This is a genomic window from Micromonospora sp. DT81.3, assembly GCF_049847225.1.
In the GTDB taxonomy this organism is placed as follows: Bacteria; Actinomycetota; Actinomycetes; order Actinomycetales; family Microbacteriaceae; genus Microbacterium.
This window is the reverse complement of sequence record NZ_JBNCNY010000008.1, coordinates 126451-148954: the sequence shown is the minus strand read 5'-3', so window position 1 is coordinate 148954 and position 22504 is coordinate 126451. Positions and strand designations below refer to the sequence as shown.

Annotated in this window: 11 protein-coding genes; all 11 read right to left on the bottom strand. The window is 70.1% G+C overall.

Translation table 11 applies throughout. The annotated features are described in order from the left end of the window. Window positions 1-40 precede the first annotated feature (40 nt). The gene (locus ACPW96_RS17440; RefSeq protein WP_425884549.1) at window positions 41-4711 is read right to left on the bottom strand and encodes a hypothetical protein; all 4671 of its coding nucleotides are present in this window, start codon (window positions 4709-4711) and stop codon (window positions 41-43) included. A 207-nt stretch (window positions 4712-4918) separates the two neighbouring features. Continuing rightward, window positions 4919-6112, bottom strand: coding sequence for an elongation factor Tu (gene tuf, locus ACPW96_RS17435; RefSeq protein ID WP_425823129.1), 1194 nt, complete (start codon window positions 6110-6112; stop codon window positions 4919-4921). Between the two features lie 155 nt (window positions 6113-6267). Next, entirely contained in the window at window positions 6268-8382 is a 2115-nt protein-coding gene (gene fusA, locus ACPW96_RS17430; RefSeq protein WP_425823127.1) for an elongation factor G, read from the bottom strand. Between the two features lie 155 nt (window positions 8383-8537). Then, window positions 8538-9008, bottom strand: coding sequence for a 30S ribosomal protein S7 (gene rpsG, locus ACPW96_RS17425; RefSeq protein WP_425823125.1), 471 nt, complete (start codon window positions 9006-9008; stop codon window positions 8538-8540). 5 nt (window positions 9009-9013) lie between these two features. Beyond that, window positions 9014-9382 carry a 30S ribosomal protein S12 gene (gene rpsL / locus ACPW96_RS17420; protein WP_029145644.1) on the bottom strand — a complete coding sequence of 123 codons (369 nt, stop codon included), beginning with the start codon at window positions 9380-9382 and terminating at the stop codon, window positions 9014-9016. Between the two features lie 299 nt (window positions 9383-9681). Further along, complete coding sequence (locus tag ACPW96_RS17415; protein ID WP_425884547.1) at window positions 9682-10176, bottom strand: hypothetical protein; 495 nt, start codon at window positions 10174-10176, stop codon at window positions 9682-9684. Continuing rightward, on the bottom strand, window positions 10173-11666 hold the full coding sequence (locus tag ACPW96_RS17410) for a DUF5684 domain-containing protein (protein ID WP_425884546.1): 1494 nt from the start codon (window positions 11664-11666) through the stop codon (window positions 10173-10175). Before ACPW96_RS17410 ends, ACPW96_RS17415 begins: the two co-directional genes overlap by 4 nt. Then, complete coding sequence (locus ACPW96_RS17405) at window positions 11663-14167, bottom strand: transglutaminase domain-containing protein (RefSeq protein ID WP_425884544.1); 2505 nt, start codon at window positions 14165-14167, stop codon at window positions 11663-11665. The genes ACPW96_RS17410 and ACPW96_RS17405 overlap by 4 nt, the downstream gene beginning before the upstream one ends. Beyond that, window positions 14164-15522, bottom strand: a complete 1359-nt coding sequence (locus ACPW96_RS17400; RefSeq protein WP_425884543.1) for a DUF58 domain-containing protein — start codon at window positions 15520-15522, stop codon at window positions 14164-14166. Before ACPW96_RS17400 ends, ACPW96_RS17405 begins: the two co-directional genes overlap by 4 nt. Beyond that, on the bottom strand, window positions 15519-16484 hold the full coding sequence (locus ACPW96_RS17395) for an AAA family ATPase (RefSeq protein WP_425823115.1): 966 nt from the start codon (window positions 16482-16484) through the stop codon (window positions 15519-15521). The genes ACPW96_RS17400 and ACPW96_RS17395 overlap by 4 nt, the downstream gene beginning before the upstream one ends. Before the next feature lie 53 nt (window positions 16485-16537). Beyond that, window positions 16538-22504: an Ig-like domain-containing protein gene (locus tag ACPW96_RS17390; RefSeq protein WP_425884542.1), complete on the bottom strand. Its 5967-nt coding sequence runs from the start codon at window positions 22502-22504 to the stop codon at window positions 16538-16540.

The following is a 22504-nucleotide window of genomic DNA, read 5'->3' as shown; positions in this document are numbered from 1 at the left end:
AAGGGCGGTCGCCGTGCGGCGACCGCCCCTTCGACGTCACTCACTCACCGAGCAGCGAACCCGTGTCCGGTCGTCCTCGCCTTGTGCGCGACACGACCAGTGCGCTCAGTCCTGCCAGGAGCGCCAGGATGCCGAACGTCACCAGCGGAATCGACACCCCACCACCCGTCGCCGGCAAGCCGCCGAGCGTGACCACGGCATCGTCCGTGTCCCGTCCCGGGTCTCCGGGATCCCCGAATGTGTAGTAGTCCACGACGCCGACATTCGTGACGACCATCGCCGCCGAACCCGGGTTCACGGTGGCCGCCAGCGTGATCGTCGGCGCCGCCGACGTGCCCAAGCCGGCACCAGCGGGCTGCAGCACCCCGAACAGCTCGCACCTGAGTGTTCCGCCGTAGCCGAAGGCGCTCTGCCCCGTCACCCCGCACGTCGACCAGTTCGGGAACGCAGTCGCACTGCCCTCTCCCGGCCAGGAGACGTCGGTGATCTTCACATCCGCGGGAATGGCGTCCGTGATGACGACGCCTTCGGCTGCCGAGTCATCGCTGACGTTCTGGGCCGCCAGGGTGTAGGTGAACGACTTGCCGGGGTCGGTGCTCTTCACGCTGGCTGTCTTCTCGACCTGCACCTCGGTGTGCCGCGCGACGAAGCATTCCGGCGTCGCATCGGGGTATTCGACCTCGAACGTCATCTCGGGGTTGACCGAGATGGTCGCCGTGGTCGGGTTGCGCCATGCGTAGTTGAGCTCCGACGGGTCGAGGATGAGGCCGTTGAAGACGTTGTCCGCTCTCTCCTGCGGCGTCATCGGCAGCCCGGTCCCCGGCATGTAGAAGTTCAGCGGGCTGGACCCCGGGATCACGTCGGAGATTTCGATGGGTCGCCAGCCCGGGTAGTCGAGGCTCACCCCCGACGGGGTGAACGCCGTTCCGACCCATTCGATCTCGTCGCTCCACGTGTTTGCGGTGTCAGGCTGCTCGATCAGCACCTGCGCGGGATCCGTGTCCGCCGGCGCGGGATTGCCAGGCGTACCCGGCGTCCAAAGGAAGGTGAACGCCTCGTCCGACAGGGCGGCCGACTTGGATGCGACCCAGCCGAGCAGCGGCGCATCGCCCACGCAGCGCGTGTAGAGCACGACCGCGATATCGCGGACCGGGATCTCCAGGTCGTCACAGTCGTTCGTCGGATCGCCGTCGAAGTCGGCCTCCACGCACGCCGTGTTCGCGAGGCTTTCCAGCGGGTCGAGCGGCTCGGGGATCGCGTCAGGATCGGTTCCCGACGGAACCACCGGGGGGGCGTCAGCGGCCAGGAAGGTCACGGAGACGGTGATGGTCGCCGAAGCCCCGGGAGCGAGCGAGTCGATCGTCAGATCGACGACGTTGCCCGCATAGCCGGGAAGGGGACCCCAGGTGAGGGCCGGAGTCACCGTCAGACCGGTGATCTCGAGGCGATCGTTGAGGTCGTCGTCCGTGACCCGCACGTTGGTTGCGGCGCGGGATCCGTTGTTCGTGACGGTCAGGACATAGTCGAACGAGTCTCCCGGCTCCACCGAGCCGCCCGCCGGCAGGCCGGTCGCCGTCTTCACGATCCCGACGTCGTCGAAGAAGTCATCGTTGACGAACCGGTACACCGCTTGGTTCAGCGGGCCGACGGTGACCTGCCAGTCGCCGTCGGCGTCCTGCTGGGGATACAGCGCCGGGTCCGCGTTGGCCACCACATCGACCCACACTCCGCCCACGAACTGCTGCAGCTTCGCGAACTCGTACCCCGTGACGTCCGACTCGGTGAGCGTGTACACGTGGTTCGGTCGGACCTGGAACGTGCTGGCCGCAACCGGCGTCTCCGACCCGACGACCGTCGACGCGGTGAGACCCGTCAGCGGCGCGGGCGTGCCCGTCAGATCCCATGCGCTCGCGGACTCCGTCCCGCCGTCGTCGTTCACGACGTTCTTGAGGAGCGTCAGCGAGGCGGTCTGGTTCACGAACGTGCAGGCCACGCGGTAGCCGAGCGGCACGTTCACGCCGCCGTTGATGCCGTCGGAGTAGCCGCTGTTCGGGAACGGCGTGCCGTCCGCGTTGACGCGGATGCACGTCGCCGACCCGGTCGAGAGCGGGTTGGACTGCAGGCTGGTGCGGTTATCCGTCTGCACGTAGCGCGGGTCGCCGCCGTCCTCGAACAGCTGGTAGCGCGCGTTCGGCGTGACATCATCGGTCGTACCCGTAGGTCCGTCGAATCCGGGCAGGGCCGGGGCCGGCACGGGCGCATCGGCCAGGAACTGCGCATTCAGCGTCCAGCTGTCTGGAGTTGCTGCGCCGCCTTGAACCTGCTTCACGAGCGTGAGAGTGCTGCGGCACACGACCGTGTTCGTGATGGTTGCAGTGTTCTGCCCGGCGGACAGGATCAGCTGATACCCGGCACCCAGCGGACTGTTGGTAGCAGCTCCATTGACATTGGTCACCGTCGCGCTGTTCGTGCACATGGTCGGGTCGACAAGGCCCACTGGCTGCAGCTCGGAGATCGTGGCGGTGTCACCCTGCTCGTACCCGGTGCGGGTGACGCCCCACCCCTGGTCGGTCGCGCCGGCGGCACCCGGTCCCGTCAGCTGGAGCTGCGCGGAGAAGTCGCTGGGCTGAGCGCCGTTGGCGTAGGGGACTCCGTTGATGATCCAGTTCTTGTCGACGGTGAGGTCCGCGGGTGGAACAGGTGCACGGTTGTAAACCGTGCAGCTCACCGCTACGGAGCTCGGCACGTTCACCGTGAACCCGAGAGCTCCGGTATTGGTCACGGGTACGGGGGTGTTCGGGTCGGCCGTGATGTTGAGACACGTGGCGTTGAACCCGCCGACTGGCTGGAGGGTGAAGCCCGTCTGCTGCGCTTCCGCCACTGTGAGCGAGCCGCTGGTGACACCGCCCGCGAAGGTGAGCGGGAAGTTCACCGCCCCGGTGCCGTCCGCCGTCGTCGTCTGCACCGGCGCCGGCGTCGTGACGCCCGCGGTGTTGCTGGCGGTCGTGAACTCCCATCCTGCGCCTGCCGCGACCGCACCGTCGATGCTCCCTGCGGGGGCCGTGCTCGGAACGATCTGCTTCGTGACGGTCAGGGTGCCCTCGCAGTTGCCGAGGGCCAGATCGCGCAGCGCCTCGCCGGCGGCCGGGTAGTCCGTGGTCTGGAAGTAGTCAGCGTCGTTGACGTTCGTCCCGTTGTAGGCGGTCGGGCCGGAGATCGCTCGCAGGTTCAGCGCGGTCGACGTCCCCGTGGCCCCAGCGCCCACGCCGAAGGCGAGCACCCGCGTCGGCGCGGGCGCTGCGTCGGGGCCCTGCTTCAACCCGTTGGCGGAGAAGATGCCGTTCTCGATCTCGCGGAAGCGGTTGCCACCGAGACCCTGCGCGGGCTGGTTGTAGGCGGTGGGGTTGCCGTCGGTGATGACCACGGCGAGGTCGAAGTCGTTCACGGGGCTGTTCGCCGCGTCTGCTGCTCCAAGCCCCCGGTCCCAGTTGGTGTAGCCGCTCGCGGTCCATGCTGCGTAGCGGTTCTTGAAGTTCGTCGCCTGATCCGCCGTCGACACCGAGGTGAGGGCGGGGTAGTTCTGGGTGGCGCCGATCGCGGGAGTCGCCGTCGAGAACGAGAACAGGGCCATCCGCGAGGGCGTGCCCTGCAGGGCGTCGACGAAGGTGTCAGCCGCCTGCTTCAGCTGCGGGAGTGTTGGTGCGACGGATCCCGACAGGTCGAGGATCAGCGCGACGTTGATACCGCACGACTGCGCGATGGTGGGGTTGACGCGGGACTGCTGCCAGATGCCACCGGATGCGGTCGGAGTGGCACCCGAGGAGAGCATGAAGTCGTTCGCGTCCTGGGAGGAATAGACGTTGTTCGCACGAAGCTGCTGGCCGGTGCGGAACTGGTACGGCGTCGCGGTTCCGGCGCCCGAAGCGTCGCCCGTGCGAAGGACCGGGTTGGCGAAATAGCCGGCTGGTACGCCCGATTGGACGACCCAGTAGCGAGCGTCGCGATTGACGCCTGCGGGGTTGCCACCCCCGGCGGCCTGCGTGTTCGGAACGGTGAACGAGCAGTCGCCCTGCGCGTCCGAGGTGCACTTGGCCCACCCGTCAGCCACGCCGGCCACGCCGTCCGGCCGAGTGCCGCTCGGAGAACCGGTGCCGGTGTTCAGCAGCAGCACGACCCCTGCGAGCGGGGTGACTCCGGTGATACCCGAGCGGTCGGATCCGACCTTCACGGTGATGACGGCGGTCGTCGGACCGGGGTCCGGAACAGTCAGGATTCCGACGTCAGGCTCGTCAGCGGCGTCCAGAGTCGTCGCATCCGATGCGTCGGACTGGATCGGGGCGGGTGTGTCGGCGGGGTCACCGGCCGGCGCGGTCGCGTCGTCGGCGGGCGTCGTGGCGTCCTCGACGGGCGGAGCCGTCTCCTCGACAGGGGCGGGGCTCTCGGCCGGCGGTGCCGCCTCGTCGGCCGGGGGGCTCGACTCCGCCGGCGCAGGCGTGGGCGCGGACGAGTCGGTGGGAGCCGGCGAGGGAACCTCGTCGGCCACCGCGGGCGCGGTCACGCCGCCGAACAGGAGCGCGGCCGTGACCATCGTGGCGATTCCACCCGCAAACCACCGATGACGGACCACCAGCTCACGGTCCCTGGTGCGGCGCTGCCGCAACCCCTTGCGCGTCGAATCGGAGGAACCCTGAACGCCGTTGCTACTGGCCATGAAAACGCCACTCTCGCCGTCGAAGATGCGCGGTCGCCGGGATCGTGGCGGCCTCGTAATACGTGCATGCACCTGTGAGAAACCTGAGAGGTGACGCGTCTTGCGAATCTATCGCGCTGTCAAGGTTGGGTCAAGATGAGAGTTTTCTCACTGGATACGCCAAAAGGGGCCGGACCATTCGGTCCGACCCCCTCTGAACTGCGAGAACTACTTGATGATCTTCGTCACCGTTCCGGCGCCGACGGTGCGGCCACCCTCACGGATCGCGAAGCCGAGGCCCTCTTCCATGGCGATCGGCTGGATCAGCTCGACCGTCATGTCGGTGGTGTCGCCGGGCATGACCATCTCGGTGCCCTCGGGCAGCGAGATGACGCCGGTGACGTCCGTGGTGCGGAAGTAGAACTGCGGGCGGTAGTTCGTGTAGAAGGGGTTGTGACGGCCACCCTCCTCCTTGGACAGGATGTACGCCGTGCCCTCGAAGTTGGTGTGGGGCGTGACCGAACCGGGCTTGACGACGACCTGGCCGCGCTCGACGTCGTCACGCTTGGTGCCGCGAAGGAGCAGACCACAGTTCTCGCCGGCCCATGCCTCGTCGAGCTGCTTGTGGAACATCTCGATACCGGTGACGATCGTCTTCTGCGTCGGGCGCAGGCCGACGATCTCGACCTCGGAGTTGATCGCGAGCGTGCCGCGCTCGGCGCGGCCCGTCACGACGGTGCCGCGGCCGGTGATGGTGAAGACGTCCTCGACGGGCATGAGGAACGGCTTGTCCTTGTCACGCACCGGGTCGGGGATCGACTCGTCGACGGCTTCCATCAGCTCGACGATCTTCTCGGTCCACTCGGCGTCGCCCTCGAGCGCCTTCAGGCCCGAGACGCGGACGACGGGGGCGTTGTCGCCGTCGAAGTCCTGGCTCGAGAGCAGCTCGCGAACCTCGAGCTCGACGAGCTCCAGGATCTCCTCGTCGTCGACCATGTCGCTCTTGTTCAGCGCGACGAGCAGGTACGGCACGCCGACCTGCTTGGCGAGCAGAACGTGCTCACGGGTCTGGGCCATCGGGCCGTCCGTGGCGGCGACCACGAGGATCGCGCCGTCCATCTGAGCCGCGCCGGTGATCATGTTCTTGATGTAGTCGGCGTGACCCGGGGCGTCGACGTGCGCGTAGTGGCGCTTCGGCGTCTCGTACTCGACGTGCGAGATGTTGATCGTGATGCCGCGCTGACGCTCTTCCGGAGCCGAGTCGATCGACGCGAAGTCACGCTGCACGTTGGTGGCCGACGGGTACTTGTCGGCGAGCACCTTCGAGATGGCAGCGGTGAGCGTGGTCTTGCCGTGGTCGACGTGACCGATGGTTCCGATGTTTACGTGCGGCTTGGTCCGCTCGAACTTGGCCTTAGCCACTGGGTCCTCCTAGGACATTCGTGTAGATGCTCCGGGCGCTGGATTGCGACCGGTTCTCTACGGGGATTGGTTTCTACTTTAGTAGAGAGAGGTGATGCGAATCTGTGAAGTTGTGGATGCCGGTGCCCACAGCGCGGTGGGCACCGGCGGGAAGGCTATTCGCCCTTGTTCTTCTGGACGATCTCTTCGGCGACGTTCTTGGGAACCTCGGCGTAGCTGTCGAACTCCATCGAGTAGACGGCACGGCCGGAGGTCTTGGAGCGCAGATCGCCGATGTAGCCGAACATCTCGGAGAGCGGCACATTGGCGCGCACGACCTTGACGCCCGCGGCATCCTCCATGGACTGGATCTGACCGCGACGGCTGTTCAGGTCGCCGATGACGTCGCCCATGTACTCCTCGGGCGTGCGGACCTCGACGGCCATGATCGGCTCGAGGATCACGGGGCTGGCCTTGCGAGCCGCCTCCTTGAAGCCCATGGAGCCGGCGATCTTGAACGCCATCTCGGAGGAGTCGACATCGTGCGCCGCACCGTCGAGCAGGATCGCCTTGACGCCGACCATCGGGTAGCCGGCGAGCACGCCAACATTCATGGCGTCCTGGAAGCCCTGGTTGATCGAGGGGATGTACTCGCGCGGGATGCGCCCACCCGTGACCTTGTTGTCGAACTCGTACGTCGTCTCGGCGCCGAGGTCCATGGGCTCGAGGGCGAACTGGATCTTCGCGAACTGGCCGGAGCCACCGGTCTGCTTCTTGTGCGTGTAGTCGTGACGGTCGACGATCCTGCGGATCGTCTCGCGGTACGCCACCTGCGGCTTGCCGACGTTCGCCTCGACGCGGAACTCGCGCTTCATGCGGTCCACGAGGATGTCGAGGTGCAGCTCGCCCATGCCCTTGATGACCGTCTGACCGGTGTCCGAGTTCTGCTCGACGCGGAACGTCGGGTCCTCCTCGGCGAGCTTCTGGATCGCGAGACCCAGCTTCTCCTGGTCGGCCTTCGTCTTGGGCTCGATCGCGACCTCGATGACGGGCTCGGGGAACGTCATCGACTCGAGCACGACCTGGTGCTGGGAGTCGGAGAGGGTGTCGCCCGTGGTGGTGTCCTTGAGGCCGATGACCGCGTAGATGTGACCGGCGGTGACCGAGTCGACCGGGTTCTCCTTGTTCGCGTACATCTGGAAAATCTTCCCGATGCGCTCCTTCTTGCTCTTGGTCGAGTTGACGACCTGCGCGCCCGAGTCGAGGTGACCCGAGTAGACGCGGATGTAGGTCAGTCGACCGAAGAAGGGGTGCGTGACGATCTTGAACGCGAGGGCCGTGAACGGCTCTTCGCGGTCGGCGTGACGCGGGATGACGATCTCTTCGTTCTTCGGGTCGTGCGCCTCGATGGCGGGCACGTCCAGCGGCGAAGGCAGGTAGTCGATCACGGCGTCGAGCATCGGCTGCACGCCGCGGTTCTTGAACGCCGAGCCGCAGAGCACCGGGTAGAGCTCGCTGTTCACCGTCATCTTGCGGATGGCGGCCTTGATCTCGGCGACGGTGAGTCCCTCGCCGCCGAAGTGCTTCTCGAGGAGCACCTCGTCGGACTCGGCGACCGTCTCGAGCAGCAGCTCGCGGTACTTGGCGACCACGTCGGCCATGTCGGCCGGGATCTCCTGGATGTCGTACTTGGCGCCCATGGTGACATCACCCTTGGCGTCGCCCGCCCAGACCAGCGCGCGCATCTCGACGAGGTCGACGACGCCGACGAAGTCGTTCTCGGCACCGATCGGCAGCTGGATGACCAGCGGCTTGGCCTTGAGCTTGTTGATGATCGTGTCGACCGTGAAGTAGAAGTCGGCGCCGAGCTTGTCCATCTTGTTGACGAAGCAGATGCGCGGGACGTCGTACTTGTCGGCCTGGCGCCAGACGGTCTCGGACTGGGGCTCGACGCCCTCCTTGCCGTCGAAGACGGCGACGGCACCATCGAGCACACGGAGCGAACGCTCGACCTCGACCGTGAAGTCCACGTGGCCGGGGGTGTCGATGATGTTGATCTGGTTCTTGTCCCAGAAGCACGTGACGGCGGCAGACGTGATCGTGATGCCGCGCTCCTGCTCCTGCTCCATCCAGTCGGTCGTCGACGCACCGTCGTGGGTCTCACCGATCTTGTGGTTGGTGCCGGTGTAGAACAGGATGCGCTCGGTCGTCGTCGTCTTGCCGGCATCGATGTGCGCCATGATGCCGATGTTGCGGACCTTCGTGAGGTCGGTGAGCACGTCTTGTGCCACGGGCGTGTTTCCTTACTTGTGTTGTGCGGATGTCGCGGGGCCCTTCGACGGGCTCAGGGACCTGTTCGGTCGCCACGACCGATTCGGTCGCCACGACCGATTCGGTCGCCGCGACCGGTCTCCCGGTCGCTGAGCCCGTCGAAGCGCGGCTGGGATTACCAGCGGTAGTGCGCGAAGGCGCGGTTCGACTCGGCCATCTTGTGGGTGTCCTCACGGCGCTTCACCGCGGCACCCAGGCCATTCGAGGCATCCAGGATCTCGTTCTGGAGGCGCTCGGTCATCGTCTTCTCACGACGGCCCTTGGCGTAGCTGACGAGCCAGCGCAGGGCGAGCGTGTTGGCGCGGTGAGGCTTGACCTCGACCGGCACCTGGTAGGTCGAGCCACCGACGCGGCGGCTGCGCACCTCGAGGGTGGGGCGCACGTTGTCGAGCGCCTTCTTGAGGGTCGCGACGGCGTCCTGGCCGTTCTTCGTCTCGACGCCCTTGAGGGCGGTGTAGACGATCGACTCGGCGAGCGACTTCTTGCCGTCGACGAGGATCTTGTTGACGAGCTGGCTGACGATCGGCGCGCCGTATACCGGGTCGTTTACGACCGGGCGCTTCGGGGCGGGTCCCTTACGAGGCATGTTCCTTAACCCTTCTTCGCGCCGTAGCGGCTGCGAGCCTGCTTACGGTTCTTGACGGCCTGGGTGTCCAGGGCGCCGCGGACGATCTTGTAGCGCACGCCGGGGAGGTCCTTCACACGACCGCCGCGCACGAGCACGAGCGAGTGCTCCTGGAGGTTGTGGCCCTCGCCGGGGATGTACGCGGTGACCTCGGTGCCGTTGCGGAGCTTGACACGGGCGACCTTGCGCATCGCCGAGTTCGGCTTCTTGGGCGTGGTCGTGTACACGCGGGTGCAGACGCCCGCCTGCTGGGGGTTCGACTTCAGGGCGGGCGCCTTGGTCTTGCTGACCTTCGGCGTACGTCCCTTGCGAACCAACTGCTGAATGGTTGGCACGTTCTCTCCTTGTTGTGCTGCACGGTGACAGCGTTCGTGGTCTCTCCCCGACGGTTCGGATCTTTCGATCCGTTGCGTTCGGGTTCACGTTGATCCACCGGCGCGGGCACAATGAGTGACGCGGGTTGTGTGGTGGATATGCCGTGGGGGTGTCCTGTTCGCAGGCATGTCCCCGAGATGCGGCGCTGACGTCCCGTTGCGTGCCGAGGCACAGCGCAAGGCGCGCGTGGGCGCACACCCGATCAATGATACTCCGAGCGGGCAACTCGGTCAAACGAGCGGATGCCGTCCGCTGCGCCTCAGCCGCCGCTCGACACCATCACCACGAGCAGCGTGCCGGCGGTGATTAGGATCGCCGCTCCCGCGGTCGCGAAGGCGGCCGCCTGACGGCGTGCCTTGCGACGGATGCCGCGCGCGACCGCTTCGCGGTCGACGGCCTGCCCCGTGGGCGGGGAAGGCCGCGGTGAGCGGGATGCGAGCACCGGCGCGGTGCGGGGAGCGTACGGCGTCCGCAGCCGGTCGGCGTCCGGGCTGGAGGCCGCACGCGCCGATGGGTCGCGCGCGTCCTCGTCAACCGGGGTGGTGCGCTCCGCGGATGCCGCTCCCCGCCGCACGACGACGGTGTCGTCATCCGTCGGCTCCGCGGTCGACGCGACTCTGGCCGAAGGCACCGTCGCCTCGCGAGCAGAAGGCACCGTCGCTTCGCGAGCAGAAGGCACCGTCGCATCGCGCGCAGCGGGCACCGTCGCCTCGCCGTCCCACTCGGGCGGGGGTTCGGCGACATCGCCTGTCACCGAGTGTCCGCCCTCGCGATTCGCAGCTCTGCGTCGCCGAGGAGGAACCGCTCGCCGACGGGCTGCGGAACACCCGGGGTGGCCTCGGTCTCGGTGCCGTCGTCGCGGAACAGCACCACCCCGTTGGTGGAATCGAGATCGACGATCACCCATTCGTCGTCGAGCAGCTCGAGGCGGGCGTGCGTCTTGGACATCGTGCGCGTCTCGTCCGAGATCGGCACGAGCTGAGCGTCCGGGAAGTCGGGGTCGGCCGACGGCCGGCGGCCGATGATGAGGGCGTCGCTGGTGACGGCGATGGGCGCGCCGACGGGCGGTGTCAGCATCCATGTCGGACGTCGCCTGACGGCGATGATCGTCTCATCGAACGCCGACCCCGCGTCGGGGAGCTCTGGAACGTCGTGCTGGGCCGACACCGACCCGCGCGCCGCGAGGGGTTCGCCGAGCGTCGGCGCTCCGTGCACGGCCGACACCTCCGCCGACGTGTCGAAGCGTTGCTCTCGCGGGGCTCCGCCCCACACCCCCGGCTCGCTGACGCGCTCCCCCGGGCTCGGGGCCCACGACGCCCGCCGCATCGGCACGGGCGCTTCCACGGGCGCTGCGGCGGCCGGCGGAGCCCACCGGTCGGCACCGGCGGCACCGTCGCCCTCCGCACCGTCGCCGCCGGCAATGCCGTCGCCCTCGAGACGCGGAACCGAGGAGACAGGAGGCGTCGGTGCGAACAGCGCGCCACCCGTGCCGTCGTCATCCATGTCCTCGAAGGCGGGATTCACCCCCACCGCGGTGGAGCGGAAGGTGGGTGTGCCCGGCGGACCGCTGTCGTACTGGACCGCGGGCGGTGGCGCGAAGGACCACTGCTCGGCCGGTGCGTCACCGGGCCGGGCGGAAGCCGCGTAGGCCGTTCGGCCGCCGACGGGTCCGCCGGCGGCCGCGGGCGCAGGGGGCCGCGGAGGCACGAACGGCTCGGCCGAGTTCGGCGACTGCGAACGGCTCACGGGGGCGGTCCCGTCGATCGGGGCGGGGCTGTACACGGGGGAGTACGAAGGCTGGGCCCCGCCGGACCGCCCCGTGACGCGAGCATCGAGGAAGTCGGCCTCGCCGCGCCGCATCGGCCCGCCCGCCGAGTCCCGGCGATCCCCGAGCCAGCGCGCCGGGCCCCAGCCCAGGATGCTCGTCCAGACCGGGAACAGCAGGACGGCGACGACGGTCATGCCCGGCCCCACCCCGAACGAGCGGTTCAGACGCACGTACGCGATGATGAAGACGCCGAGCAGCGCGAGGGTCCCGAGGATCGGGACCAGCGCGAGCAGGAGGAACCAGCCCGACATCCCACCCAGCCTCAAAAGGACGATGGCGTTGAGGATCGGCACCCACGCCTGCCACGGCTCCTCCCCCGCTTTGCGGAAGACGGCCGACAGGCTCGCTGCGATCCACAGGTAGAGGGCGAGAGCGACGGGGATGGATGCGACTATCCAGGCGACGGGATCATTCATGGTGTGCGCGCGGCGTTCTCGGGGCGACGCCGCATCCTCCTCTCACTGCGCGCGGCGGATGGGATGCGTCCACGCGCCGGGCTCGGCGCGACGAAGCGCACGAACGACTTCAACGATACGGCTGCGCCCAGCCGGCGCCACATCGAAGCGTGCCTGTTGAATCGCCGGCGCTCCTCGTCGACGAGCGCCCAGAACCGGGCGGCGTCGTCGTCGGTGGGGCGTTCGCCGGAGAACACGGTGCGGTCCGCCCTCTCGGCCAGTGCGATGCCCGCGGGGGTGGCATACCTCGTGGCGAGCTCGGTGCGGGTCTCGGCGACCGGCGCGGGGAGCCCATGGTCGATGGCCGCATCCACGTACTCGTCCCATCCCCCGACCAAGCGATCGGTGACGTCTGCCGTACCGCGACGCGATCGACGGCGCATCGCCTTGGCCGCGATGACGAGGAGGAAGGGGCCAAGGCCCACGGCGAGCACGAGCGCCGTGACCCCGACCACCCGCAGTGCCGTCCACAGCACCGAGAGGTCGGGCGGCGCCTCGTCCTGGGGGTCATCCGTCACGGTGTCGCGCTGGATCGGGTCCGGCGCGACGACCTCTTCGGCCGTCTCCGGACGCACCTCGGTGACGTTCTCCGGGTCGCGCTGGCGGCGCGCATCGCTGTCGATGGGGACGGTGTGCTGCGGCGTCACGTCGACGGGCACCCAGTCGCCCTCCGCGGACTGCACCTCGATCCAGGCGGAGAGGTCGCGCCCGCGGCACCGGCCGTCCGGGCAGGCGCCGGGTGCCTCCGGCTCCGGCTCCACGCGCACGCCGACCACCACGCGAGAGGGGAAGCCCAGCTGGCCGGCGAGAAGGGAGGCGGCGACCGCGAACTGCTCGTCGTCCCCCACCGCCGCGACCAGCGACGAGTCCGGGCCGTCGGCCGCGGCATCCGTCTGCCGATCGAGCAGCTGCCGGAAGAGTGCGTCGATGCGAGCCAGGGAGTGGCCGGCCGCGCTGGGCTGGAATGAGTAGTCGCCCAGTTCGCTCGCCCACTCGGGTGGGGCGTCGCCGCCGGGTGCTGTGAGCGAATGGCTCAGGTATCCCCGCTCGCGGAGGAGCGTGATCGCGCGTTCCAGGCCTCTCCCGTCTGCCGGAACATCCTGCTCCTCGAGCCAGGTGAGCAGGCTGGCCGGAGGCTCGACGTCGCTGGTCGGAACCCCGGGAGCCGTGATATCGGCGAGAGCCGGGACGTCGGGCGCCACCGCCTCGAGCGTGTACGTGTCGCCCTCCGCGAGGCCGCCCCCCGAGATCTCCACGGCGGCCGCGGTGCTGCGGTTGTAGTAGAAGCCGTCGGCGAGAGCGCCGGCAGCCGCTCCTTCGAACGCGACCTGCGTCAGCTGCCCGGCCGTGGGCATCCAGATCCCGCGGAGCCGATCGATCGTGACGCGCACGCCGACCGGTTCGCCCGGCACGGGGGCCAGGCGCGAGGGAACCCGGGTGAAGCGCGCGTCGGCGGTGCTCGAGGCGACGTCCAGAGCGCGGAACAGCTCGCCGTCGTACGAGGTGAGCGTCGCGACGCGGATGCGCTCGGGCGGCGTGCCGACCGGGTCGACACGGAACAGCACCTCGTCGAGCGCGTCGTCGGAGAAATGCGCGCGGTATCCGGAGAGGGGACTGGTCGCCTGGGTGAGCACGAGCTCCGGACCGGTGCCGGAGCGGAGCACCTCGCGGGACTGGCCGGCGGCGGCCAGGGGGCCGGCGACGGCGGCGACGACGACGGCGACCGCCAGCATGCCGGCGGCCAGGATCGCCCGTCGCCGGTCCGACGATGACCGTCGCCGCGAGACGCGGACCCCGGTGGCGGCGGCGGCTCGGAGCAGCGCCTGCCGGCGCTCGTCCTGCGAGCGCCACGCCATCCAGCCGAGCGTGCACAGCAGCGCGGATGCCCCGACGGCGGTTTCGAGCGGGGCGGGAACGAGCCACGCTCCGATGCGGAGCGCCTCGCTCGTCACCGGGCGCCCGAACGCGAGTCCGAAGAAGACCATCGCGATGCAGACCACGGTGGCCGCCACCGCGACGCGGCCTCGCGCCCAGGCGAGGCGCAGGGCCAGCAGGGTGCCGACCAGGAAGACCATGAGTGCGGGCACCAGCAGGTTGCGGTACGACCCGACCGGCAGTTCGACCGTTATCAGGTCCTTCCATCCGGTCACCGCGCCCACAAGGACATCGCCGAGGGCGGCGGGGAGCCGTGCGGGGTCGGACCACCTCGCCGGCACCGCCACGAGCACTCCGAGCACGATCGTCGCGCCGGCCGCTGCGACGCCCGTGACGATGCCCGACCACGCCCAGCGGCGGGATGCGAGCGCCAGCGCCGCTCCCGTGAGCGCGGCCGACGCCACGACGAGCAGGTACCAGCCCGAGCGGTAGATCGGCCAGGCGGCGCTCGCCGCGACGACAACCATCGCGCCGACGTAGAGCGCACCGCCGACGATGCGGGCGGGGAGCCGCTTGCGGGCGTTCACGACTGCACCCCGCGCAGCAGCAGCGCCGGAAGGTCATCGATGAGACCGATGGTGAGCAGGGTCAGCGAGCCGACCGGCTGCACGCGGGGGTGTGCCCGTTCGTCGCAGAGGACGGCGAGCACCGCGGTGTCGGCCGGGAACGCGAGCGCTGCCTGCCGGATGCGGGTCAGCCCCACCTTCGACCCGCAGACGACGAAGGCGATGGAGAGCGCGTCGGATGCCTCCACGGCGAGCCGGCACACTTCTTCGACGGGCATCGTGTGCTCGAGGCCCTCCAGGGCCGAGAAGCCGTCGAGCAGGGCGCGCGGCGACGATGCCTCGAGGTTCTGGATGGCGCGGAGCCTGCCCTTCACCACGCGCGGGATGCTCGCACCGGTGACGATGTCGAGATCGCGTCCGTCGCGGATGGCCTGGGCGCCGAGCGACGCCGCGGCGCTCACACCGAGTTCGAACTCGTCGTCGTCGGCGTAGTCATCGAGGGCGAGACTGAGCACGACCGCCATGCGGGAGCGGCGGGACTCCTCGAACTGGCGGACCATCAGCTGGCCGGTCTTGGCCGTCGACTTCCAGTGGATCTGGCGCCGGGAATCGCCTGGTGTGTACGGCCGGATAGCGTGGAACGACATGTCCGCATCCACCAGGCGCCGGGTCGGGTTGCCCTCGAGGTCGCGCACCAGGCCGGCGCTCGTGGAAGGGACCGCGGCGGTTCGCGGATGCACGAACAGCTCGTGCACGTCGGGCCACGCGTGCTCGCGTCGCAGCAGGCCGATCGGGTCGGTGCGCACCGATGTCGGTGGGCCGACGGTGTGCACCCCGCGTCGAGGTGTCGGGATCGTCACGGGCTGCGACACGACATGCCGTGCCCGCAGGAGGGGGACGCCGAGCTCCACCAGGCCGCTGCCCACGGGCAGATCGATCCGTCCGGGCAGAGTCGCGCGCGCGCCGCGGTTGCGGATCTCGACCTCGCCGGCCACCTCGCCCCCCGCCACCACCCGCTCGTGATCGAGGCGCACCGCCACGTCGTAGGCGCGAGCGCCGAAGAGGAAGGGGATGCTCATCGCGAGCAGCATCACGGCGGCGAATCCGGCGACGAGCCACTCCACCCAGCCGAAGATCCACCCGACCGACACCCCGATGGTCGCCGAGGCGAGCACCAGCCAGCCGGCCGGCGTGACGACCTGGCCGACCCAGTCGACGGCCGCATCCACTCCGTCGCGCGTGCGACGGGCGGCCGAGAGCAGCGCCACCAGACCGCGCACCAGCGGCCCGCGCGACGCCGTCGTCACGCGGGTGTGGGCCGTCGCCGCCGACGCGGCGTCGAGGCGGGTCAGGCGCGGTTCGGCGTCGGTCGTCATACGGCCTCGCGCTGGGACGGCGGCGGAACATCGAGCAGGACCTGGCCGATGACGGCCTCCGGCGTGACGCCGTCGAACTCGGCCTCCGGGTGCAGGATGAGCCGGTGCGAGAGCACGGGCACCGCGAGGGCCTTCACGTCATCGGGGGTCGCGTAGGTGCGACCACGGGAGATCGCGCGGGTCTTCGCCGAGCGGGTGAGAGCGAGCGCACCGCGGATGCTGACGCCGAGGCGCACCTCGTCGGCCGACCGCGTGGCATCCACGAGCCGGGCGATGTAGTCCAGCACGAGCGCGTTGACGTAGACATCGTGTGCGGCATCCGCCATCCCGACCATCGACTGCGGACTGACGACCGCAGCCAGGTCGGCCGTGGGGACCGCCGCCCCGTCGAGGATGCGGAGGGTGGCGGCGTGATCCGGATATCCGAGCGACGTCTTCATCAGGAAGCGGTCCAGCTGCGCCTCCGGCAGCCGGTAGGTGCCCGCCTGCTCGATGGGGTTCTGCGTCGCGATCACGAGGAACGGAACGCCGACGGCGCGGGAGATCCCGTCGATCGTGACCTTCCCCTCCTCCATCACCTCGAGGAGCGCGGACTGGGTCTTGGGGCTCGCCCGGTTGATCTCGTCGGCGAGCACGATGTTCGCGAACACCGGGCCGGCGTGGAACTCGAACGTGCCGGTCTTCTGGTCGTACACCGTGATGCCCGTGATGTCGCCGGGCAGGAGGTCGGGGGTGAACTGGATGCGCGTGTTCGTACCCTCGACGGACTGCGCCAGGGCACGGGCCAGAGACGTCTTGCCGGTACCCGGCACATCTTCCAGGAGCACGTGGCCGTCGCTCAGCATCGCGGTGAGCACGAGCTCGATCACGTGTCGCTTGCCGAGCACGGCCCGCTCGACGTTGTCGGCCAATTGGGCGAACGTCGTCGCGAACCTGGTCGCCTGGTCCTGCGAGATGGTCATCGGTGGCCCTCCTGGGCGGTTCTGCGGTGGGGTGGCCGCGGGTCGTACGGCCGTCACGGCGTGACCGCCTCGACGGGCGGGCCGGGATCGCATTGGCCGCCGAAGGACGTGCTCGCCGGGGAGAGGCCCCAGCTCTGATCGCTCCAGTCCACCGTCACCCCTATGCCGTCGACACGCACGGCACCCGCCGGCACCAGGCCGGTGTCGGAGTCGACTTCGAGTCGCTGCCCGGCGGCATCGTAGTAGCGCGCGCCGTCGGTGCCGAACATGAAGGTCGCCTGGCGGCCGCCGGTGTCGGGCGTGGAGCGCCCGGTGGCCACGAGTGGCGAACCGGCGGTGCACGACGCGACCGCCCAGGATGCCCGCACCTGATAGGGCGCGGAGCCTGCTGCCGGCACGACCCGGGCCCAGTCGGTCGTGGGGCCCCACGACTGGTGCACGTAGCGCACCCGCATCTCGGGGTCCCTGTCGTACACGCTGGATGTCGGTCCACCAGCGAACTCGACCGTGTTGTACCGCGGGGTGGCTTCGGGCGATGTGGGCGTGTCGCGGATCATCCAGCGTGCCTCGGGGCCCGACACCGTAGGGGTCTCGTCGACGACGAACGTCCAGCCGGCCGGGGGCGCGGCGCTCTGCGTGGCTCGGACCTCTGCGGTCGCAGTACTGCGCCCGTATCGCTCACCCTTCCACCACGACTCGGCGCACGCGACGAAGGTGTAGACCTCGCCATCGGGAAGTGCGCCGAAGACGGCGGTCCCGCCCGCCGCTCGCGCATCGCACCTCTGGTCGGCGCGCACGATGCCGAACAGCGTCTCCGACCCGTCCCCACCGGACCCCGCGGCCGCCGATGCCGTCACGGTCGATGTGCCGTCGCCGTTGGAGACCGAGGTGAGCGTGAGCGTGGGGGAGGTCGGCTGGCCGATGCCGTTCGCCGAGATGGTCACGGCCGCACCGGAGACCGCGCCGGTGAACCCTGGCGGCACCTGGTACCTCGAGACGGGGGTGACGGTGAGCGGACTCGACGTGTTCGAGCCGATGCGGTAACGGCCGATGTCGACGGTGTCGCGACCCGGGTCGACGGGCACCCGGACCAGGTCGCCCATCGGGCTCGCGAGCTCGAGGAAGCCGGTGGCCGCGGCATCCACGCCCGTCACCCGCACGGCGATGAGGCCGCCCTCGCCGCCGGTGACGACCGGCACCGCGAGCACGGCGGCGGGGGCGGCGGGCACGTCGTACGCCCAGGCGGTGGTCGTCACCGCCGCGGTGGATTCGCCGAGGGCGTTGACCGCGACGGCGGAGTAGGTGCGCTCCTCGCCGTTCGGCGCCGCGATCTGCGGGCAGACGCCCGCGGGAGTGCAGTCGGCGACGACGGCTCCCTCGTACCGGAGAACGAAACCGCTGAGCGCCGGATACGCCAGCCGGGCCTCGCCCGGATCGACGCGGAGCGTGATGACGCCGTCGCCGTAGTCGGTCTGACGAAGCGATGCCGGGCCGCGGGGATAGCCCTGCAGATCAAGCAGCAGCGAGCCGTCGCGCTCGGCGTTCGTGCCCCGTCCCTGCGCATCGCGCACGGAGAAGGCCGCGGTGCACGTCGCACCGGGGGCGTCGGGCGCCCAGGACGCGAGGACCGTGGAGGCCGACACCACCTCGAACGAGACGCCGGTGCACGCGCCCGTCGGGCGCACGGCGGTCAGCTCGAGCGGGGTGCCGGGGAGCGGGTTGACCTCGCCGGGTGCGCCGATCACGCGGACCTCGCACGATGAGCCTGCCGCCTGCGAGCACTGCTGCGCGATGGTGCCGCCCTGGGGCAGCACGCTGGGTGCGGGCCCGACGCGGAGGGTCAGCCTCGCGGGCGCGACGCCGTCGTGGCTCACGACACCGACCAGCGCTGCTTCTTCGGTGCCCGGAACGGCGCGGTCGCCCGCCGAAACCGTGACCACGCCATTCTCGACCGCCGTCGAGAAGACCGAGCCCGCGAAGTCGACGCTGTAGGCGATGCTCTCATCGGCGACCTCGCGCTCCCAGGTGGTCATGTCGGCGAGCGGGAACGTGGCGCTCTCACCCGGGCTCACCGAGAGAGAGGCCGGCTGCAGCTGCGGCTGGGGGTCGAGCGCACGAACGCGGACCGGTACGGACAGGTAGGTCCAGTCATCCTGCCCCTCGATGCGAACCGGCACCGTGCAGGCATCGGTGTAGGGGGCGCCGAGACCGGCGTCGTAACGCACGGCGGTGCCCCCGTCGGCCGCGCAGACGGCCTCGCTCCTCGCACCGGATGCCGCGACCTCGGGTCCGACCTCGAGGCTCTCCCCCGCCGGCACGGCGACCAGGTCGTCGAGGTCGAAGGCGATCGATTCGCCCTCACCGACCTCCTGGGGCGGGATCCCGCCGCGCAGTGCGAGCGCCACGTCGCCGGCCGCCGGGATGCGGAGGAACGCGTAGCTCCTCACCGGCTCGCCGTCGCTGCCGGTGCCGGCGACTTCGAACGGGATGATCCGTGCGCTGCCCGTGAGGGTGCCCTCCAGCTCGCGACCCTGCACGCGCACGCCCGACGGCGACCCCCACGCCCGGAGTGTCAGGTCATCGATGTCGCCACCGGTCCACGAGACCTTGCCGCTGACGACATCCACCCCCCGCGCGAACCGCTCGCGCGTCTCGGAGGTCAGCACCGTGTCGGCGACGACGGGGTAGTCCGGCACCGCCTCGCGGACAACCTTGACGACGATGAGTCCACGCCCCGTGTTGCCGGACTCGCTCACCACGTCGTAGAGGAAGGACATCGTGCCGGGAGTCTCTCCGGCCTCGATCTCGATCGTCGCTCCGACCGCGTCGCCCACGCGACGCTGCAGCTGCAGGTACTGCCGGTTCGGAGAGCCGTCATCCAGCAGCTGGGGCGCGTCGGGGCGCACGTCGCCCAGCTCGAGGACTCCGCCGGTGGGGTCGATGTCGTTCGCCAGCGGACTCACGCGCACGGAGTTGCCGGCGCCCGCCTGCACGTACACGTAGTCCGTGAACGTCACCGGCGAAGGATTGGCCTCGCCGCCGAGCACACCGACGCGCACGGTGCCCTCGCCGGTGGCACCGGCGAGGTCGGTCACGCGGTAGCGGAACGACACCTGGCCGCGCTCGCCCGGCGCGCTCGTGTAGAGGATTCCCTCGCCGTCCGCGGAGATCGCGGCCGACCCGCTCTCGGGCTGGGTGGTGATCAGATCGAGTTCGACCGCATCCCCGTCCGGGTCGGCCCCGAAACCGTCGAAGGGGATCCTCGTCGCCTGTCCGCTGAGCACGCGACCCTCGAGGGTCTCCGGCCGCGGCGCCCGGTTCGACTCGTCCGAGACGACCGTGACGCGGGCCGTCGCCGTGTCGGCGAGCGCCGGTGAACCCGAGGAGTAGATGGAGTACTCGATCGGGTACACGCCGGGCTCGGTCGGCGCGAGGTAGCGCATCATCCCGCCTGACGCGAAGGCCAGCGAGTCGCTCCGGTCGGCTCCCACCGATGCGGGATCGAGCGTGATCGCCGTGCCGGAGGGCGCGACGTCGTTCTCGAGCACGGGGATATCGACCTGGGCGCCCGCGCGCACCACGACCGTGTCATCCACCGCGATCGGCGCGAGTTCGGGGGCCGGCGGCAGCAGGTAGACGGTCGCCTCGCCCCGGACGCTCGACCCGGCATCGTCGGTGCCGTCGCTGACGATGTAGTGCACGGTGCCCAGGATGCCGGGGGCACCGGTCGCCGTCGATCCGGTCACGCGCAGATAGTTCTGCCCGACGGTGTCCACCTGCAGGCTCGCGCCCTCCGCGGCATCCGCCTCCACCCCGCTCAGGAGCAGCACCCGGCGCGTGGGGTTCGCCACCGCGGCGAACACGTCGATCGTCGCGTCCTCCCTCGGGTGGACGAACGCGATCACGGGGGCCGTCGCGAGCTGTGCCGGAGCCTCCTGGGGCAGCAGGGTCACCCGCGCGGTCGCGGTCGCGGTCTTCTGGCTGACGTCGTCGGTCACCGTGTAGCTGATGCGGTAGGTGCCCGGTGTCTTCGCCGACACGTCGAACGCGGTTCCGCCGGCCGCGGCGACCGCCTCCACCGACGCGTCGTCGAGCACCCGGACCGACGAGAGGCGCAGGGTGCCCGCCGTGGCCGTGACGTGGGGCGCGACGTCCACGCTGAGCGCGCCGCCGAGCGTGTCCACGACCGTGAAGGACTCGGCCGACACCTCCGGATCCTCCGTCACCCGTACGACGAGGGGGCGGGTCGTCACGGCCCCCTGCGTGTCGGCGACCGTGGCGGTCAACTCGACGAGCTCCGGGCCGGGATCGGAGGCCACCGAGTGCTGGTAGACGATCTCACCGGCCGGTGTGGATGCGACGGCCCCCACACCGGAGTCGTTCCCGACGGAGAGGAGCATGAGGGGATCACCCTCGGGGTCCACCCATCCGGTGAGCACCGGGACGGACACCGTTCCCCCCGGCTGCACCTCCGGGGTCGGCCACTCGGCGAGGCACCCCGGTGTGCCGCACCACGCCGGCGCGGAGTTGCGGGCATCGGGGACGACGCTCAGCGTGATGGCGGCGGGCGCGGAGGTCAGCCCGTCCGCGCTCGTCCCATCGGTCACCCGGTACGAGAGCGTGGCCGAGCCGGAGGCATCCGGCGCGAGCTGCACGGCCAGCCTCCCTCCGCCGTCGGTGATGGTCACCGTGCCGAAGTCCGGATCCAGCCCCAGAACGGACGCGGGATCGATGCTCAGCACGTCCTCGTTCGGATCGTGGTCGTTCAGCAGCACGGGCAGCGTCGCCAGGCTCCCCGCCCGCACACCGAAGGCGTCCACCTCGGCGACCGGGGGCTTGGGATCGAGCAGCACCTCCGCCTGCACGTCGCTGGGCTCCGCCTCCGTGTCGGCCGAGTCCTCGAGCCCCCAGTTCTGGCTGGACGGGATCAGCTCGCCCTCCGGCACGCTCCACACCCAGCCGGAGCGCGTCTCGTTGAGGATCGCGGTCGACCCCGAGACGGTGAACACGGGTCGCCGAGGGTCCTGCAGCTGCTGCCCGCCGTAGTCCAGCGTCGACTCGCCGCCGCCCGACCGCCACAGCACGCCCGCGTCCTGGCCGAGCCACGCACCGTACACCTCTCCCTCGAGGATCAGGGGCCGGGCCGGCTGGCCGAACGTCCGGACCTCGCCTCCGGCCACCCGCTCGACGTCGCCGCCGTCCAGGGGAACGCGGAGCATGCCGACGTCGTCCGCGATGTAAACGGCCTCACCCACCGCGACCGGCTGCGACAGCGCGAGGGGCGAGGCGGAATCCAGATCTGCTGGCCCGTTCCCGTCGACCCGCCACAGCAGGCCCGCATCGGCATCGACGAGCACCCATCCGTCGCCGGCTGCCCCCAGCGCCGCGCCGGCACCGCTCGGGCCGTCGGGCACTTCGTCGCGCTCCTGCACGCGCGCATCGGCGATGCGGTACCGGATCACGGCGCCGTCGTCCGACGAATAGCTGAACAGCTCGCCGTCGGGGGTGACCTCGATGGCATCGGCGGTGTACTCGGGCGCATCGGCATCGTCCTCGGCCGAATAGGGGTCGACCTGGACGGGGTCGTCGTCGGCGAGCGCGCCGGCGAAGACGGCGCCCGAGTCGGTGAGGTAGGCCGCGTAGTCCCCCGCCACGGCGACCGAGACGGTGCCCGCCGGCGTCGTCGGCGAGCTGCGGAGCGCCTCTTCGTCCAGGTCGATGGGCAGGGATTCGTCGATGCGGGTAAGGCGCCCGAAGCTCTCGGAGAAGAGGTAGGCACCGTCCCCCGACTGGGCTATGGATGTCGGGTTGCTGACGCTGCGGACGGTGTCGAGCTCGTCGATGGCCGTGTTGACGCGGGCGTACCGGCGGCCCTCCGAGGTCTGCAGCGCCCACACGGATGTGTCGACGGGGGCGGTGCGCCGGGCATCGAGACCGGGCCATACCGCGCTCACGCCGATCACCGCTGCGACGGCGGTCACACCTGCGAGCACCGCGACGACGGCGCGACGGCGAGCCAT

Coding starts and splice junctions, on each gene's coding strand:
- ACPW96_RS17440 (WP_425884549.1), bottom strand. CDS start 4,711: ATGGCCAGTAGCAACGGCGTTCAGGGTTCCTCCGATTCGACGCGCAAG.
- rpsG (WP_425823125.1), bottom strand. CDS start 9,008: ATGCCTCGTAAGGGACCCGCCCCGAAGCGCCCGGTCGTAAACGACCCG.
- ACPW96_RS17410 (WP_425884546.1), bottom strand. CDS start 11,666: ATGAATGATCCCGTCGCCTGGATAGTCGCATCCATCCCCGTCGCTCTC.
- ACPW96_RS17400 (WP_425884543.1), bottom strand. CDS start 15,522: ATGACGACCGACGCCGAACCGCGCCTGACCCGCCTCGACGCCGCGTCG.
- ACPW96_RS17395 (WP_425823115.1), bottom strand. CDS start 16,484: ATGACCATCTCGCAGGACCAGGCGACCAGGTTCGCGACGACGTTCGCC.
- ACPW96_RS17390 (WP_425884542.1), bottom strand. CDS start 22,504: ATGGCTCGCCGTCGCGCCGTCGTCGCGGTGCTCGCAGGTGTGACCGCC.